The sequence below is a fragment of the Cupriavidus malaysiensis genome, from assembly GCF_001854325.1.
GTDB classification, from domain to species: Bacteria; Pseudomonadota; Gammaproteobacteria; order Burkholderiales; family Burkholderiaceae; genus Cupriavidus; species Cupriavidus malaysiensis.
Genome location: NZ_CP017755.1, coordinates 648,712 through 666,270 on the forward strand (window position 1 = coordinate 648,712; position 17,559 = coordinate 666,270).

The following is a 17,559-nucleotide window of genomic DNA, read 5'->3' on the forward strand; positions in this document are numbered from 1 at the left end:
CGGGTTGGCCCTCTTCGTGCCAGCCCGCTGCGAAAAACCGCAAGATCTGCAAATCCAGCAAGGCTACATTGCTCCATAAGGAGCCCGCAATTGAAACCCCAGACCCGCACCCAATACGCCCGCCGCATGGACCCCGTCCTGCGCTGGCTGGCAAGCAACCCCGACGCCGCCCCGGATCTGTATCTGCTGGCCGACCTCGCCTGCTTGTCGCCGTATCACTTTCACCGCGTCTACCGTGCGATGATGGGTGAATCGGTGAACGCCACCGTGCAGCGCATCCGCATGCATCGTGCGGCGGTCGTGCTGGGCGGCACCGGGGTGCCATTGCGCGATGTCGCGCTGCGTGCCGGTTACGCGTCGGACGCCGCCTTCAACCGCGCGTTCGGCGCCACCTTCGGCATCTCGCCGGGGCGTTACCGCGCGGCCCGCTCCCGTCCCTTCAACCCCGAGGAGCTAGGCATGTACCCCATCACCATCGAAACCTTCCCCGGCACCGTGCTGGCCGCCTTGCCGCACCATGGCAGTTATCAGGAAATCGGTCCGGTCTTCACCCGCGTCTTCATGCTGGCCGCCGGCCGTGGCCTGGCCCGCCCCGATGCCATCGGCTTCGGCGTCTATTTCGACGATCCCGGGCAGGTGCCGGCTGGCCAGCTGCGTTCGATGGCGGGCATGCCGGTCGCGCCCGACGCAGACCTGGGCGACGAACTGGAACGCTTCGAGATCCCTGCCATCCGCTGCGCGATGCTGACCTACACCGGACCGTACAACGAGATGGACAAGCCGTACGGTTGGATGTTCTCCGAATGGCTGCCCCGCAGCGGCATGGAGCCCGCGGACTTCCCCATGTTCGAGCAATACCTGAACGACCCGCGTACCACACTGCCCGCCCAATTGCAGACGCGCATCTGCCTGCCACTGCGATAGGCTTCGCGCAGCCGGATGGATCCAGGCGGGGGGCAAGAGGACCTCCCGTTTGCATCCCGTTGCCATGAAGAGGAATAGGAAGACGAATGCGAACAGGGCCAGGAGGCGCCAGCCAGCGCCGGTCACACAGCCCTGGAGCCTCCTCGGCGGACGGGCGATGACGGATAGGTCCGGCCTGGCGGGGCGGGCCGCCGCTTCCCCGCGCCGGCGGCCCGCCCCGGCCGGAACGTGTCAGGCGCGGGCGTGGCGCGCCAGCGCCGCCACCGACTGCAGCACCGCCACGCGGGTCTGGCCGTAGACCTGGCCTTTCCAGTCGGGGCTGTCGCAGTAGAAGGCGTCGCGCAGGCCTTGGCGGATCTCCGCGCGGGTGTCGGCCGGCACGTCGGGATGGCGGTGCATCCAGTGGTCCGCGCGCAGGGCCTGCATCACTTGCATCGAATCGAGGGTGCCGAACTCGAGCGCCATGATGGTCTTCTCGATGCCCGGGTACTGCGTGTAGGCGAGATTCACCAGCGCCCCTTCCACCACCGACGAAACCGAGCCCGGCGCCGTGATCGGCAGCACGTCGGCGCCCCAGGTGGCGTTGGCGCGTGCCAGCTCGGCGGCGTCGCTGCCGACGAAGATCTTCTCGCCGTGGCCGTACGGGCCCAGGCCGGTATGGACGTCGATCCACACCATCGCGGCGAAGCGCGGCAGGTGGCGCGCCAGGAGCTCGCCCATCTGCCGGGTGCTCCAGCAGGGCGCGCTGCCGCCGTAGAACATGCCGTCGGGCACGCGGTACTGGCCGCCGGTCATGGCGTCGCGCAGCGCCTGCATGCCGCGCGTGGCGATGAACTGGTTGAGCGCGGCCTGGTCGGCCGGGCCGGGAGGCCAGGTCGCCGGCAGCAGCAGCGGGTCGACTTCCAGGTAGGCCGGGTTGCTGGCGGCCGCCGCGGCGAAGTCGGCGCTGTTGCGGTTCAGGTCGACGTTGTCCTCGTTGACGCGCCGCAGGTGGGCAAAGCCGTAGGGGTTGACCGCATGCACCAGCAGCAGCGCCACGCGCGCCTCGGTGAGCTTGGTGAACAGCAGATCGTCGCCGAGCAGGCCGACCTGGCAGCCCGAGCCGCAGAAGCCTTCGACGCCGTGCGTGCCCGAGGTGACGACCAGCACCGAGCGGGCGCCGTCCGGCGCGAACAGCGCGCTGTCGATCGACAGCGGCTCGCCGTCCGGGCCGGTTTGCCCGGGGTGGATGGCCCGTTCGATCTCCAGGCCGCGGGCGCGCGCGGCCGCGGTGAATTTCTCGCGCGCCTCGGCATAGGTCTCGGCGAAATGTCGTGCGACGTCCATCGGTCTGTCTCGCTTGTGTCGTGATGGGGAAGGGGCAGGGCTAAGGGGCAGGGCGGCGGCGCCGGAGTGCCGACGGCAATGATCGACCGGCACCGGCGCTTGCACAAGACAAGAATTCTGGAAGGCGATCAGGTTTTCTTATCACCCGCCGGGGCATGGCCTACACTGCGGCTTTGCCTTCTGTCTTCCGCCCGCCGCCTGCCGTATCCCTCCGACCGCCTCAGGCGGGATGCCGGCGAGCCAGCGAGCCAGCGCCAGCGATGAAGCCACAGCAACTGCAGGTCTTTCTCTCGGTCGTCGAACAGGGCAGCCTGCACGGCGCGGCACGCGCGCTCGGGCTGTCGCAGCCGGCGGTCACCTTCACCCTGCGCGAACTGGAAAAGAGCCTGGGCGTGCCGCTGCTGCTGCGTTCGGTGTCGGGCGTGCGGCTGACCGAGTATGGCGAGGCCTTCCTGGTGCGGGCGCGGCTGCTGGTGGAAGACATGCGGCGCGCGCGCGAGGACCTGATCGCGATGCGCGACGGCGCCGGCGGCCATGTCACCGCGACGGTGTCGTCGGCGGTGGCGCGCGCGATGATTCCACAGGCATTCGCGGCGTTCCGGCGCGCCGACGCCAAGACCACGGTGAGCTTCCGCGAGGCGGCCCTGTCCCAGGCGCTGCAGGCCCTGCGCGACGGCCAGACGGATTTCGCCGTGGTCAACAGCGTGCCGGGCATGCGCTGGCCGGACTATGCGCAGCACCGCACCCTGCTGCCGATGCGCCTGCTGGTGGCGGCACGGCGCGGCCATCCGCTGGCGCGCGTGCGCACGCTGGCCAGGCTGCAGGAGGCGGAGTGGCTGCTGGCCAGCGAGCCGGGCGACGATTTCGACCGCGGTTTCGCCCGTTTCTTCGCCGACAACGGGCTGGCCGCGCCGGAACGCATCTTGCGATGCCAGTCGCTGGCGCCGACCGTGGCCCTGCTGAAGACCACCGACGTGGTGGCGCTGGTGACCGAGCCGACCTTCGCGCTGGAACTGCGCCAGCAGCCGATCGTGGCGATCGGCGTGCGCGAGGCGCTGCCGGAGATCGAGGCCGGCATCGTGGTGCGGCGCGACCGCCCGCTGACCTCGGCAGCGGCGCGCCTGCTGGCCTGCATGGAGGCGGCGGCGCAGTCGTTCCGCGCCGGGTGAAGCGGGGCGCGGATGCGTGGATGCGCGGAGGGGAAGTCCTGCCCCTCCGGCCGGCATGAACTGCGCACTAACCGAGAATTAACCGCGCGCCAGGATCGACATCGTGATGCGCGAGATGCAGACCGGCTTGCCTTCCTCGTTGCGGATATCGATGGACCAGACGTGGGTGGAGCGTCCGACGTGGATCGGCGTGGCCTTGCCGATCACGTAGCCCGAGGTGACCGAGCGCAGGTGGTTGGCATTGATGTCGAGCCCGACGCAGTAGTGCGTCTGCGGATCCAGGCACAGGCTGGCGGCGCAGCTGCCGAGCGTTTCCGCCAGCAGTACCGAGGCGCCGCCGTGCAGGATGCCGAAGGGCTGCACGGTGCGCCGGTCGACCGGCATGCGGGCGGTGAGCGAGTCTTCGCCGATCTCGAGAAACTCGATGCCGAGATGCGTCACGGCGGTGTCCTTGTGCAGGGCCTGCAGGTCGGCCAGGTTCGGTGCTGCTTTCCAGAGCATTGTCTTTGTCTTCCTCATGGTGTCGGGATGTGCCGGCCGCGGCCGGCGCCGGCCCATTGTACTGGGGGGCCGCGCGCGCTGCAGGGGCGCCGCCGGGGTAGCCGGGCCGGCTCAGGCGGGCCGCGTCGCGGCGCCGCCGGCTTCCCCCCAGCGCTGCTTGTCGCGCAGCGGCGGCGCGCCGAACAGGCGGCTGTACTCGCGGCTGAACTGCGAGGCGCTTTCGTAGCCCACCGCGCGCGCGGCGCGCGCCACGCCCACGTCGCCGGTCAGCATCAGGCGGCGCGCTTCCTGCAGGCGCAGGTGCTTCTGGTACTGCAGCGGGCTCATGGCGGTGACTTCCTTGAAATGGAAATGCAGCGAAGAGACGCTCATGTGCACGTCGCGCGCGATCTCGTCGACGCGCAACGGCTGCGCGAAGCGCTCGCGCAGCAGGCGGATGGCCTTGGCCACGCGGCTGACCTGGCTGTCGTGCAGCGCCATCTGGCGCAGCCGCGCGCCCTGGCCGTTCATCAGCAGGCGGTAGAGGATCTCGCGCTTGATCATCGGCGCCAGGATGGGGATGTCGCGCGGGGTATCGAGCAGGCGCAGCAGCCGCAGCACCACATCGAGCAGTGCCGGGTCGAGCGGGTGCACGTACATGCCGCGCGCCGGCTCGCTGCGCTCCGGCGGCGGCAGCTTGGCGTCGCCGATGAGGGCCCGGATCGCCTCGGTGTCCAGTTCCAGGCGCAGTCCCAGGTAGGGTTCGCAGGCGCTGGCCGTGGACACCTGCGCCACCACCGGCAGGTCGACCGAGGAGACCAGGTAGTGCATGGGGTCGTACTCGTAGGCTTCGTCGGCGATCAGCAGGCGCTTGGAGCCCTGCGCGATCACGGCGAAGGCGGCGGTCTGGATCGCATGGTGGGGCCCGGTGGGGTGCTGCATGCGATGGATGCGCAGTCCCGGCACGGCGGTTTCCCGCGTGCCTTCGAGCGTGCCGGTGTGGCGCTCCAGCAGTGCGACCAGCTCGCGGCGCGGCAGTGCCAGCGGGTCATGCGCGGCTTGCGCGTCGTGCGCTTCATGCGGGGCTGGCCGGGTCTCCGGCGCAGTGGCGGGCTCGGCGATCGAGGCGGTGGCGGGGCGGTCGGGCAGGGCAGTCATGGCGCGGCGGCGGGACGGTACCGGTGCCAGCTTACTCCGTTCTTCCGGTTGCCTGTTTCTCCGGCGGCACAGGGTGGTGACAATCGGAGAATCAGGCAGGAATCCCGCAGGATCGGGTATGGCGCGGCGGGCGCCGGAAGCGCGCCTGAGCGCGGGGCAGGAGGAAACATCACAACGGAATGGCTGTCCGTGCACATGCGCCCGCCCATGACGGGCGAGGTTCGCGCCGGCGCTCATCCCGGTGCGTAGGAATAGGCAGGAAAGCGCGAGAATCCGGCAGCGCCGGATCGGCTGGCGGATTGCATAATCCTCCAGCGATGCAGCGGCCGCGGAACGCGCGGCACAGGCCGGCAGGCACCTGCCGGCACGCTGCCAGTCCTGCGCCCGGGCGAGCCCGTCCGGGCGCCAATCCTACGATCCAGGAGTCTCGACCATGCGTTACAGGAAACTCGGCAATACCGGCTTGTTCGTCTCGGAGCTGTGCCTGGGCACCATGACCTTCGGCGGGGAAGGGCAGCTCTGGAGCCAGATCGGCGACGTCCAGCAGGCCGACGCGGAGCGGCTGGTGGCGGCCGCGCTGGAGGCCGGCATCAACTTCATCGACACCGCCGATGTCTACTCCGAGGGCCGTTCGGAGATCATCACGGGGCAGGCCCTGAAGAACCTCAAGGTCAGGCGCGACGACGTGGTGGTGGCGACCAAGGTGTTCGGCGAGACCGGCAAGGGGCCCAATGCGCGCGGCTTGTCGCGCTACCACATCATGGAAGGCGTCAAGGCCAGCCTGTCGCGGCTGCAGCTCGACCATATCGACCTGTACCAGGTGCATGGCTTCGATCCGGCCACGCCGGTGGAAGAGACGCTGCGCGCGCTGGACACGCTGGTGCAGCAGGGGCACGTGCGCTACATCGGCGTGTCGAACTGGGCCGCCTGGCAGATCATGAAGGCGCTGGGCATCGCCGAGCGGCTCGGCCTGTCGCGCTTCGCCTCGCTGCAGGCCTACTACACCGTGGCCGGGCGCGACCTCGAGCGCGAGCTGGTGCCCATGCTGCAGAGCGAAGGCGTGGGGCTGATGGTGTGGAGCCCGCTGGCCGGCGGCCTGCTGAGCGGCAAGTACGGCCGCCAGGCGATGGGGGAGGCCGGCAGCCGCCGCACCGTGTTCGACTTCCCGCCGGTCGAGCTGGAGCGTGCCTATGACGTGATCGATGCCATGCAGGGCATGGCCAGCGTGCGCGGCGTCTCGGTGGCGCAGGTGGCGCTGGCATGGCTGCTGCACCAGAAGGTGGTCAGCAGCGTGATCATCGGCGCCAGGCGCCTGGAGCAGCTGCAGGACAACATCGCCGCCACCGGCATCGCGCTGAGCGCCGAGGAACTGGCCGTGCTGGACCAGGCCAGCGCCTTGCCGTCCGAGTACCCGGGCTGGATGTTCCGGCGCCAGGGCGAGGTGCGGCGCCGGCAGCTGGCCGAGGCCGGCCTGGCCTGAGGCGGCGGTCGGCGGGCAGCGGCGGTGCGGCGGGTGGCGTCGCCTGCACGGCTTGCTGCATCGCAATATAATGACCGGCCTGCACTGCGGGCCGACCCGGTCCGCAGCCGCCCCGCCGGCGGCCGCCTGACCGGCGGGCCCGCCACATTGCGTTTTCCACAAGGCCCACCCCCGATGCAGCCCCCCGCCCCAGCCCGCACCCCCGCCGATGTCCGACCCGAAGGCGCCACGGACCACGCGCCGCCGCAGCGGGTCGGCCTGGTGCTGTTCGCGCTGGCCGTGGGCGGCTTCGCCATCGGCACCACCGAGTTCGCCACCATGAGCCTGCTGCCTGCCTTCGCGCAGAGCCTGGGCATCGACGCGCCGACGGCCGGCCACGTCATCAGCGCCTACGCGCTGGGCGTGGTGGTGGGCGCGCCAGTGATGGCGGTGCTGGGCGCGCGGCTCGCCCGCCGCACCCAGCTGATCCTGCTGATGGCCATGTTCAGCGTCGGCAACGCCTTGAGCGCCGTCGCCCCGGACTACCACTGGATGTTGCTGTTCCGCTTCCTGAGCGGCCTGCCGCACGGCGCCTACTTCGGCATCGCCGCCTTGACGGCGGCCTCGCTGGTGCCGGCCCACCGGCGCACGCTGGTGGTGGGGCGCATCTTCCTCGGCCTCACCTGCGCCACCGTGATCGGCGTGCCGCTGGCCAACTGGCTGGGCCAGGCGGTCGGCTGGCGCTGGAGCTTCGGCCTGGTGGCCGCGCTGGGCGTGCTGACCATGACCTGCGTGCGGCTGTTCGCGCCCAGCACGCCGGCAGATCCGTCCGCGAGCCCGCTGCGCGAGCTGGGCGCGCTGACACGCCTGCAGGTGTGGCTGACGCTGGGCATCGGCGCCGTCGGCTTCGGCGGCCTGTTCGCGGTCTACACCTACCTGGCCGACATCCTGGCGCAAGTGACGCACGTCTCGGCGAGCACGGCGCCGCTGGTGCTGAGCGTGTTCGGCCTGGGGCTGACCGCCGGCAATATGGTGGTGCCGCTGTTCGCCGACCGCGCGCTGATGCGCACCGCCGGTGTGCTGCTGCTGTGGAGCGCCGCCATGCTGGCCTTGTTCCCGCTGATGGCCGGCAACGTCTGGGCCATCTCGCTGAGTGTCTTCCTGATCGGCCTCGGCGGCTCGCTGGCCACGGTGCTGCAGACACGCCTGATGGACGTGGCCGAAGACGCGCAGAGCCTGGCGGCGGCGCTGAACCACTCCGCCTTCAACATGGCCAATGCGCTCGGGCCCTTCCTCGGCGGCCTGGCCATTGCGGCCGGGCATGGCTGGACCTCGCCGGGCTGGGTCGGCAGCCTGCTGGCCCTGGGTGGCTTTGCGCTGTGGGCGGCTTCCGCGGCGCTGGCGCGCAAGGGCCGACGCGCCGTGCCGGCGGCAGGCGACACGGCCCGCTGAGCGCGGCAGCGAAGCGCTTGTCCAGAGCGTCACGCTTCACCGCCTTCTCCTTCTCTTTGCTGCGGGTGGGAACCCGCAAACATCCGCATCGCACGGGCGGCCCTCGACCGCCCCGCCCGGGCCGCCGAGCACAGTCTCGCGCACAGTCTCGCGCATGCAGCGGCAGCACGCCGCGTGCCGCGCCGGCCCTCAGAACCCCAGAACCCCAGAGCCCCAGAGCCCCAGAGCCCCAGAGCCCCTGAGCCCCTGAGCCCCTGAATCACTGAGACCGCCCGGTGCCCGCGACCTCATGCGGGCACGCCGAGCCGTTGCCTAGGCGCACGGCCATGGCGGCCCATGCGCGCGATGCCCGGCGCCGCCCCGCATCGCATCGACCGCCTCTCCCTCATCCCCGATCTCCATGATCCAGCGGCCGGCCGCCGATGCCGGCGCTGCGTCGGGCGAGCCGGTGCCAGCCGTACAAGGCAATGTCCGAAGGAGGCGAATTTCTTCCGAGTGATTTTCAGAATGTCCTGATGGACGCGCCCGGAGGCCATCGCTGACCATTGTCCCCAGAAACTCCACCGCCTTTTCCGGCCCGTCGGGCCGATCCACCGTACCCACATAGCAGCACTGGCGGGCATCGCCAGCGATTCCAGATGGTCGCATTCTTCACTCTCGAGCGGCCGCGCGTACCGCCTCACGGCAGGGATGATTCCGGTGTTTCCTGAACACTTCGAACGCGAACTCGCCGTTCCGCATCCCGCTGTCAGCGGTGCCGTCGGCACCATCTCATTCCGCGTGAGCCTGCGTGGCTACACGCCTTTGCGCCCCCCCGCGCGTGCCGCGCGTCCGCCGGGCCGTCCGCCGGGCCTGTCGCTGCTTTGGCGGGCCGGCGTGGCGCTGCTGCTTCCCTTGCCGGCGCACGCCCAGGTGCCGAACGCCGGGCAGGCGATGCGTGACATCGAAACCGCTCGGCCAGTCCTGCCGGCCGCGCCGGTGCCCGAGATCAAGATCACAACCCCCCAGCCCGATGCGGATGTCACGCCGGACAGCGGGCCGCGCATGTTCGTGCAGGCATTCACCCTCGAAGGCAACCAGGTGTTCCATGCCGATGAGCTGCTGCCGCAGCTGGCGGACCTCGCCGGCCGCGAGCTGGGCTTCGCCGACCTGCAGCAGGCCGCCGCACGGATCACCGCCTACTACCGCGAGCGTGGCTACGTGCTGGCCCGCGCCTACCTGCCCCACCAGGAGATCGACGGTGGTGTCGTGCGTATCGCGGTGGTGGAGGGGCGCTACGGCCGCATCGTGCTGAACAACCGCTCGCGCGTCAGCGACGGCGCGCTGCAGCAGCCGCTCTCCGCCCTCCGGCCGGGAGCAGTGGTGCGCGGCGCCGACCTCGAGCGCACCCTGCAGTTGCTCGACGACCTGGCCGGCGCCACCGCGCGCGGCACGCTGCGCGCGGGCATCGAGCCCGGCACGACCGACCTGGTGGTCGATGTCGAAGGCGGGCCCCTCGTTACCGGATCGCTCGACTTCGACAACTTCGGCGACACGTCGTCGGGCCGCTATCGCTTCAGCGGCAGCGTCAACCTCAATTCGCCGCTGGGGCTGGGCGACCAGCTGAGCCTGCGCGGCCTCGCCAGCGACGAGCGGCAGAGCTACTACCGCGCGGCCTACCAGTTGCCGCTGGGACCGGTGTCGACGCGCGTCGGCGTGGCCTATTCGGAGATGCGCTACCACCTCACCGGCAGCTTCGCGGAGCTCGACTACCGCGGCAGCGCGAGCGTGCAGAGCGCCTTCGTCGCGCAGCCGCTGCTGCGCAGCCGCAATCTGAACGTCACGGCGCAGGTCCAGTACGACAACAAGGACCTGAAGGATACCTACGGCCAGTTCGACGTGCGCAACGACAAGAACGTCGGCCTGTGGAGCGTCTCTGTCAGCGGCAATGGCGAGGACGGCTGGTTCGGCGGCGGCCGCAGCGCGTTGTCCTTGACGCTGGGCCTCGGCCGGTTACGTGGCAATGATGCACTCGGCTCGGACCGGTACACCAAGGCCATGGGCAGCTTCACCAAGCTGAACGTGAGCGCGCTGCGCCTGCAGGCGCTCGGCCGCCGCTTCCAGCTCTACACGCAGTTCAGCGGACAACTTGCCTCGCGCAACCTCGACGGCTCGGAGAAATTCAGCCTGGGCGGCCCCTACGGCGTGCGCGCCTACGCGCTAGGCGCCGGCAGCGGCGACCAGGGCTGGCAGGCGAGCGCCGAGCTGCGCTACCTGCCCGCGCCGCGCTGGCAGCTCAGTGCCTTCGTCGACGCCGGCCAGGTGCAGTTCAACAAGCATCCGTGGACGCGCGAGCGCAACACCCAGCAGCTGCAGGCGGCCGGCGTCGGCGCCGGCTGGAGCGACGGCAAGCGGCAGGCCACCCTGACCGCGGCCTGGCCGCTCAGTTCGGCTGCGGGCTCGCCGGCGCGCGCGCCCAGCGTATGGCTTCAGGCGACTCAGTACTTCTGAGGCGCTCTGTCGTACCTCGTCCTGTGGACGGGATTCCTACTGACGTGAATGACAAGAAGGGAAACCAGCATGAACAAGACCTACGCATTGGTGTGGAACGACGCCCAGGGTACCTGGGCGGTGGTCGGGGAAACCGCGCGCCGTCATGGCAAGTCGGGCGGCGGCAAGCGGCTCGCGGCCGCTTCCCTGTCGCTACTGGGGCTGGCGGCGCTGCCGGCCTTCGCGCTGCCGACCGGGGAAGCCATCGTGTCGGGGCAGGCGGATATCTCGCGCTCGGCGGACGGCAAGTCGATGTCGATCCAGCAGCAGACCGACCGCCTGGTCACCAACTGGCAGGACTTCAGCGTGGGCGGCGGTGAGCGCGTGGCGTTCCACCAGCCGACCAACCAGTCGATCGCGCTGAACCGCGTGATCGGCAACAACGGCAGCCAGATCCAGGGGCAGATCGACGCCAACGGCAAGGTGTTCCTGGTCAACCCGAACGGCGTGGTGTTCGGCGCGGGTTCGCAGGTGAACGTGGGCGGCCTGGTGGCGTCGACGAAGAACATCTCGGATGCGGATTTCCTGGCGGGCAACTACCGCTTCGCGGGTGCCTCGGGCCAGTCGGTGGAGAACGCCGGCACGATCACGGCGGCCGAAGGCGGCAGCGTGGCGCTGCTGGGCGCGCGCGTGTCGAACACGGGCGTGATCCGGGCGCAGGCGGGCCGCGTGGCGCTGGGCGCGGGTGAGGCGTTCCACGTGAACTTCGACGGCAAGGGCCTGCTGAACCTGCAGGTGGAAGGCGGCGCGATGGACGCGCAGGCCAGCAACGGCGGCCTGCTGAAGGCGGATGGCGGCGAGGTGCTGATGACGGCGCGCGCGGCCAACGGCCTGCTGAACGCGGTGGTGAACAACAGCGGCACCATCGAAGCGCAGGGCCTGAGCGCGCGTGACGGCAAGATCGTGCTGGACGGCGGCCTGGTGAAGGTCGGCGGCAAGCTGAACGCGGCCGGCGGCACGGTGGCGACGCGCGGCGAGCGCGTGCAGGTGGCGGACGATGCGCAGGTCGATACGCGCAGTGCCGCGGGCCGCACCGGCACGTGGACGATCGAGTCGGCGAACGCGAACGTCGAGGGCGCGGACAGCGCGATCGGCGCGCAGACGCTGTCGCGTGCGCTGGGCACGAGCAATGTGGCGCTGACCAACACATCGGGCGACCTGTCGGTGAACGGCGCGGTGAACTGGTCGAGCGACCACGCGCTGACGCTGACGTCGCAGCAGGGCGACGTGGCGCTGCAGCAGGCGCTGACGGCGAGCGGGGCGAAGGCGGGCGTGGCGGTGAACGCGGCCGGCGGCATCCGCGTGGACGACAAGCTGGCGCTGACGGGCGAGCAGGCCGCGCTGGCGCTGAACTCGGCGCAGGGCCACCGCTTCGCGCAGGACAAGGCGTCGGTGACGCTGTCGGGCCGCAACGCCTCGTTCTCGGCGAACGGTGACGCCTACCAGGTGATCCACGACGTGGCGGACCTGCGCAACGTGGACCGTGACCTGAAGGGACGCTACGTGCTGGGCAACGCGGTCGACGGCAAGGGCGCGGCGTTCCAGAGCATCGCTGCGAACAGCTCGTTCGACGGCGTGTTCGATGGTCTCGGCAACACGGTTTCCCGGCTGAAGGTCACCGGTGGCAGCCCGTCCGTCGGCCTGTTTGCCGCGAATCGCGGCCGTATCGCCAATCTTGCGCTCGATTCGCTTGCCGTGAGCGGTGCGGCAGGTCGCAGCGTTGCGGGAATCGGCGGTCTTGTCGGCTACAACCGGGGAACGGTTTCGAACGTGCGCGCGTCGGGAATGACCGTCTCGTCCATCGGCACGGGCTATAGCGTTGCCGGCGGACTCGTCGGCGTGAACGACGGCGGCGTCGTCGACAGCGCGCGCTTCCAGGGCCGTGTCAGCGGCAACGACAGGACGATGACGATCGGCGGGATTGCCGCCCAGAACGTCGCCGGCGCACGGATCGTGAACAGTCGCGCCGATGCCGAGATCACGACCCCGAAGGCACAGATTTCGGGCGGCATGTATATGGCGGGCGGCCTCGTTGGCATGAACTCGGATTCGACCGTGGCGAATTCGTCGAGCAGTGGCAGGCTCACGGTGGGCGACAACTTGATCGCGGGCGGTCTGGTCGGCTTCGCGGCCGGTGGTGCGATCGACCGCTCGGCTTCGTCGATGGCAGTGTCGGCCGGAAAAGCGAGCACGGTTGGCGGCGCGATCGGCTGGAGCGCCAATGCGGAGCTGTCGAACGTGTCGGCGAGCGGCAGCGTCAGCGCAACGACCGGAGCGACGGTCGGCGGGCTGGTCGGCAGCAATTCCGGCGGCACCATTCGCGACGCATCGGCAAGCGGCAACGTTGTTGCAGCGGCGGGCAGCACGATCGGCGGGTTTATCGGCAGCAACGACAGAGGCGAGATCGCCGCGTCGCACGCATCCGGCAACGTAAGCGGAAACGGTGCGACCACGGTGGGTGGCTTTGCGGGTGCGAATGCCGGCGCGATTCGCCAGAGTGCGGCGGAGGGCAGCGTGAGCGCAGGCAACACGAGCAAGGTCGGTGGGCTCGTGGCCGTCAACGACGGGACGATCGAAGATTCGCGGTCGAGCGGTACGGTGCGCGGCGGCCTGGACAACACGATCGGCGGCCTTGTCGGCGAGAACCACGGCACCATTGCATCGTCGAGTTCGACGTCGAACGTTTCCGCAGGGCGCGACAGCTATGTGGGCGGTGTGGTCGGCGTCAACAAGGGCCGGGGTGCCGTCGTGAGCGGCTCGAAGGCGTCCGGCAACGTGACGGTCGCCGGCGGGCGATTCATCGGCGGCTTTGCAGGCTGGAACGAGGCGCTGATCTCCGATTCGGAATCGTCGGGAACGGTGTCGAGCGCGGCTTCGTGGGGCGGCGGCTTCGTGGGCGGGAACGCCGGCACGATCCGTTCTTCCCGGACGAGCTCGAAGATCGAATACCCGACGCAGGCGCGGCCGGTGTTTACCGGCGGTTTCGCCGCGATCAACACCGGACGCATCGAATCGAGCCATACGACGGGCGCGGCATCGGCTGAACCGTTTGCCGATCTCAATATCGGGATGATCGACGGCAAGCGGTAATCCGCGTCAACGCGGGATGTGGCGCTGCTCGCCCATCCCGTTCTTCGAAGGCGGCAATCGAGTCGCGGCCGGTCCGATCAGGGCCGGCTTTTCCGTGTCGCATGACGCGATGCAGGCATGCCCGGCACCAGTCGTGTCGATATCCGCGATGCAGGCCGCGAATCGTTGCTTGCAGCCCTTCATTTTTCATTCAGGTATGCGAATCGATCGGCAACGGCGGGTCGATTCCGTTGCTCGGCCGCTTCGCGGTGCACCGGGTTCGACGGCCTGCCTGTCGGGCATCGGGGTTCGGGCCGCCCGGCCTTGCCGGACGGCCTGATCGGAGGTCCATCGCAGATGGACCTGTTTTAACGAAGTATGAAGAAGGATTGGAAATGAATAAGACCTATTCGCTGGTATGGAATGAGGCCCAGGGTGGCTGGTGCGTGGCGAGCGAAACCGCGCGCCGGCATGGCAAGTCGGGCGGCGGCAAGCGGCTCGCGGCCGCCTCCCTGTCGCTGCTGGGGCTGGCGGCGCTGCCGGCCTTCGCGCTGCCGACCGGGGAAGCCATCGTGTCGGGGCAGGCGGACATCTCGCGCTCGGCGGACGGCAAGTCGATGTCGATCCAGCAGCAGACCGACCGCCTGGTCACCAACTGGCAGGACTTCAGCGTGGGCGGCGGTGAGCGCGTGGCGTTCCACCAGCCGACCAACCAGTCGATCGCGCTGAACCGCGTGATCGGCAACAACGGCAGCCAGATCCAGGGGCAGATCGACGCTAACGGCAAGGTGTTCCTGGTCAACCCGAACGGCGTGGTGTTCGGCGCGGGTTCGCAGGTGAACGTGGGCGGCCTGGTGGCGTCGACGAAGGAGATCTCGGACGCGGATTTCCTGGCGGGCAACTACCGCTTCGCGGGTGCCTCGGGCCAGTCGGTGGAGAACGCCGGCACGATCACGGCGGCCGAAGGCGGCAGCGTGGCGCTGCTGGGCGCGCGCGTGTCGAACACGGGCGTGATCCGGGCGCAGGCGGGCCGCGTGGCGCTGGGCGCGGGTGAGGCGTTCCACGTGAACTTCGACGGCAAGGGCCTGCTGAACCTGCAGGTGGAAGGCGGCGCGATGGACGCGCAGGCCAGCAACGGCGGCCTGCTGAAGGCGGACGGCGGCGAGGTGCTGATGACGGCGCGCGCGGCCAACGGCCTGCTGAACGCGGTGGTGAACAACAGCGGCACCATCGAAGCGCAGGGCCTGAGCGCGCGTGACGGCAAGATCGTGCTGGACGGCGGCCTGGTGAAGGTCGGCGGCAAGCTGAACGCGGCCGGCGGCACGGTGGCGACGCGCGGCGAGCGCGTGCAGGTGGCGGACGATGCGCAGGTCGATACGCGCAGTGCCGCGGGCCGCACCGGCACGTGGACGATCGAGTCGGCGAACGCGAACGTCGAGGGCGCTGACAGCGCGATCGGTGCGCAGACGCTGTCGCGCGCGCTGGGCACGAGCAATGTGGCGCTGAGCAACACGTCGGGCGACCTGTCGGTGAACGGCGCGGTGAACTGGTCGAGCGACCACGCGCTGACGCTGACGTCGCAGCAGGGCGACGTGGCGCTGCAGCAGGCGCTGACGGCGAGCGGGGCGAAGGCGGGCGTGGCGGTGAACGCGGCCGGCGGCATCCGCGTGGACGACAAGCTGGCGCTGACGGGCGAGCAGGCCGCGCTGGCGCTGAACTCGGCGCAGGGCCACCGCTTCGCGCAGGACAAGGCATCGGTGACGCTGTCGGGCCGCAATGCCTCGTTCTCGGCGAACGGTGACGCCTACCAGGTGATCCACGACGTGGCGGACCTGCGCAACGTGGACCGTGACCTGAAGGGGCGCTACGTGCTGGGCAACGCGGTCGACGGCAAGGGCGCGGCGTTCCGGAGCATCGGCGCGCGCGGCGCCTTCGACGGCGTGTTCGATGGACTTGGCAACACCATCAGCGATCTGTCGGTTTCCAATCAGGGCAGCAATGCCGTCGGTCTCTTCGCCGTCAACTCCGGCCATATCGCCAACCTCGGTCTGGACAAGGTGTCGGCTCAAGCTGTCGTGCCGTACGGCTGGTCGCCGGCCAGCGTCGGCACGCTGGCCGGCTACAACACTGGCAGCATCTCGGATGTGAAGGCGACGAACGTCTATGTGGGAGGCGAGGGGCGCACCTTCGTCGGCGGGCTCGTCGGCAGCAACTGGGGTGGATCGATCGAGCGCGCAGCCGTGATGGGGCGCGTCGTCGGTGGCAGGGATGCGCAGGCCGTCGGAGGCCTGGTCGGTGAGAATATCTCGTTCATGGCGCCGGGCTCCGACGACGCGATGATCCGCAACAGCCGTGCCGACGTGCAGGTCGTCAGTTACTCGACCGGCAACGCAGGCGGGCTGGTCGGGGAAAACCGTGGTGTCGTCGATGCGTCGACGGTCACGGGCACCGTGGCAGCGCTCGGCGCCGGCGGCCGCATCGGTGGACTGGTCGGCAGCAACGCCGGCGGCGTGGTCAAGGGATCGACGGGCTTCGCGGACGTGGAGGCCAGGCACATTGCGACCGTGGGCGGTCTCGTCGGCCACAATGCCGGACGGGTGGATGCATCCGGGTTCAACGGGCTCGTGAAAGCTGGCGACATGGCTCGCGTGGGCGGCCTGGCCGGTGAGAATCGCGGCGTCATCCACGCATCGACGGCAGCCGGCAGGGTGACGGCCGGTGCGTCGAACGTCGGCGGCCTCGTCGGTGCCAATTTCGCGAGCCTGCGCGAGTTGACGTCCAGCGTCACCGTGGAGGCCGGTGCTGCCGGCGTGGCCGGGGGCCTGGTCGGGCATAACGCCGGCAAGGTCGACGCGTCGAGCGCAAGCGGCAACGTCATGGTGGGCAGGGGCGGCATCGCAGGCGGGCTGGTCGGCCGCAATGCGGCGAGCGGCGAAGTGCTCGCTTCGTCGGCTGGCGGCGAGGTGGTCGGGGGTGACTTCGCGACGGCGGGCGGTCTGGTCGGCGTGAACGACGGCGCGATCCGCGCATCGTCGTCGCAGGCCAGCGTGATGGCCGGCATGATGTCGCGGGCCGGCGGGCTGGTCGGTGCCAATGCGGGCACCGTGAAGGCATCGGCGTCGACGGGTTCGGTCACCGGCGATTTCGAGAGCGTCATCGGCGGCCTCGCGGCGACCAATAGCGGCACCGTCGACGGATCGACTGCGTCGGGCAAGGTCCTGGCCATGTTTGACAGCGTCGCCGGCGGGCTCGTCGGCCGCAACACGGGTTCGGTGCTCGGCTCCGATGCGAAGGGCTCGGTCACCGTGGTGGGCTCGGGCAAGGTCGGCGGCCTGGTCGGCTTGAACGCCGGCCGCGTGTCGTCGTCGAGCGCATCCGGTGACGTCGCGGGCGACCAGCGCGCCTATGTCGGCGGTCTGATCGGTGAGAACTACATGGGCGCATCGGTGGAGAAGTCCAGCTCGACCGGTTCGGCGAGCGGAAGCCACAGCAGCCAAGTCGGCGGCCTGGTCGGCTTCAACGGCGGGGCGATCGCATCGTCTTCGTCGGCCGGCACGGTTTCCGGTGGCTACTACGCACGGCTGGGTGGCCTGGCGGGCGCGAATTTCGGCACGATCGAGCGCTCGACGACGACGACCCGCGTCGCGCAGGTGCCGGCTTACGCCCAGCAATATGGCACGCTCGTTGGCTTGAACTTCGGCCTCGTGAAGAGCAGCAGCTCGAGCGGCAATGCCGCGTGGATGCCGCTTGCCGGCGTCAACTACGGCAGCATCCGCGACTGACCGGCGTCCGGCGTGCCGGACGCAGGGTGACGGCCTGAGCGGGACTGGCGGCCGTCGCCTTCGGGCACGTTGCCCGGCTGGAGCGGAGGCGGGCGAATCGCATCGCGCGCGCCGCTCCGGCCGGCCTCTTTCCCTGGGCCATTTCGTCCATTCGTCCATTCGTCCTTTCGCCCTTTCACCTTGTGGTCGCGGCAGGCTTCGTCGCGGCGTA

At 69.9% G+C, this 17,559-nt stretch carries 11 protein-coding genes; 7 read left to right on the plus strand and 4 right to left on the minus strand.

Going from position 1 to position 17,559, the window contains the following annotated elements:
* The first annotated feature begins 90 nt into the window (after positions 1 to 90).
* The gene (locus BKK80_RS22755) at positions 91 to 924 is read left to right on the plus strand and encodes an AraC family transcriptional regulator (protein WP_071016837.1); all 834 of its coding nucleotides are present in this window, start codon (positions 91 to 93) and stop codon (positions 922 to 924) included.
* A 231-nt stretch (positions 925 to 1,155) separates the two neighbouring features.
* On the opposite strand, the gene BKK80_RS22760 is transcribed toward BKK80_RS22755, so the two are convergent.
* On the minus strand, positions 1,156 to 2,250 hold the full coding sequence (locus BKK80_RS22760; protein WP_071039448.1) for a M14 family metallopeptidase: 1,095 nt from the start codon (positions 2,248 to 2,250) through the stop codon (positions 1,156 to 1,158).
* 260 nt (positions 2,251 to 2,510) lie between these two features.
* Between BKK80_RS22760 and BKK80_RS22765 the strand changes: the two genes are divergently transcribed.
* Entirely contained in the window at positions 2,511 to 3,419 is a 909-nt protein-coding gene (locus tag BKK80_RS22765) for a LysR substrate-binding domain-containing protein (RefSeq protein WP_071016833.1), read from the plus strand.
* 78 nt (positions 3,420 to 3,497) lie between these two features.
* On the opposite strand, the gene BKK80_RS22770 is transcribed toward BKK80_RS22765, so the two are convergent.
* Both BKK80_RS22770 and BKK80_RS22775 read right to left on the minus strand, forming a co-directional pair.
* Positions 3,498 to 3,920: a hotdog fold thioesterase gene (locus BKK80_RS22770; RefSeq protein WP_071016831.1), complete on the minus strand. Its 423-nt coding sequence runs from the start codon at positions 3,918 to 3,920 to the stop codon at positions 3,498 to 3,500.
* A 111-nt stretch (positions 3,921 to 4,031) separates the two neighbouring features.
* Entirely contained in the window at positions 4,032 to 5,057 is a 1,026-nt protein-coding gene (locus BKK80_RS22775; RefSeq protein ID WP_084085265.1) for an AraC family transcriptional regulator, read from the minus strand.
* Between the two features lie 433 nt (positions 5,058 to 5,490).
* Here BKK80_RS22775 and BKK80_RS22780 point away from each other — a divergent pair, with 433 nt between their 5' ends.
* The 4 genes from BKK80_RS22780 to BKK80_RS22795 all read left to right on the plus strand — a co-directional run bounded on the left by BKK80_RS22780 (position 5,491) and on the right by BKK80_RS22795 (position 13,587).
* Positions 5,491 to 6,537 carry an aldo/keto reductase gene (locus tag BKK80_RS22780; RefSeq protein WP_071071413.1) on the plus strand — a complete coding sequence of 349 codons (1,047 nt, stop codon included), beginning with the start codon at positions 5,491 to 5,493 and terminating at the stop codon, positions 6,535 to 6,537.
* Between the two features lie 174 nt (positions 6,538 to 6,711).
* Positions 6,712 to 7,968: an MFS transporter gene (locus BKK80_RS22785; RefSeq protein ID WP_084085267.1), complete on the plus strand. Its 1,257-nt coding sequence runs from the start codon at positions 6,712 to 6,714 to the stop codon at positions 7,966 to 7,968.
* Between the two features lie 933 nt (positions 7,969 to 8,901).
* Positions 8,902 to 10,458: a ShlB/FhaC/HecB family hemolysin secretion/activation protein gene (locus tag BKK80_RS22790; RefSeq protein WP_084545898.1), complete on the plus strand. Its 1,557-nt coding sequence runs from the start codon at positions 8,902 to 8,904 to the stop codon at positions 10,456 to 10,458.
* Between the two features lie 69 nt (positions 10,459 to 10,527).
* Positions 10,528 to 13,587: a two-partner secretion domain-containing protein gene (locus BKK80_RS22795; RefSeq protein WP_071071415.1), complete on the plus strand. Its 3,060-nt coding sequence runs from the start codon at positions 10,528 to 10,530 to the stop codon at positions 13,585 to 13,587.
* A 6-nt stretch (positions 13,588 to 13,593) separates the two neighbouring features.
* Here BKK80_RS22795 and BKK80_RS36635 read toward each other — a convergent pair whose 3' ends face one another.
* A complete protein-coding gene (locus BKK80_RS36635; protein WP_157903319.1) occupies positions 13,594 to 13,770 on the minus strand; it encodes a hypothetical protein in 177 nt (58 codons plus the stop codon).
* A 47-nt stretch (positions 13,771 to 13,817) separates the two neighbouring features.
* On the opposite strand from BKK80_RS36635, the gene BKK80_RS22800 reads away from it, so the two are divergent.
* Entirely contained in the window at positions 13,818 to 17,348 is a 3,531-nt protein-coding gene (locus BKK80_RS22800; RefSeq protein ID WP_335582975.1) for a two-partner secretion domain-containing protein, read from the plus strand.
* Positions 17,349 to 17,559 lie beyond the last annotated feature (211 nt).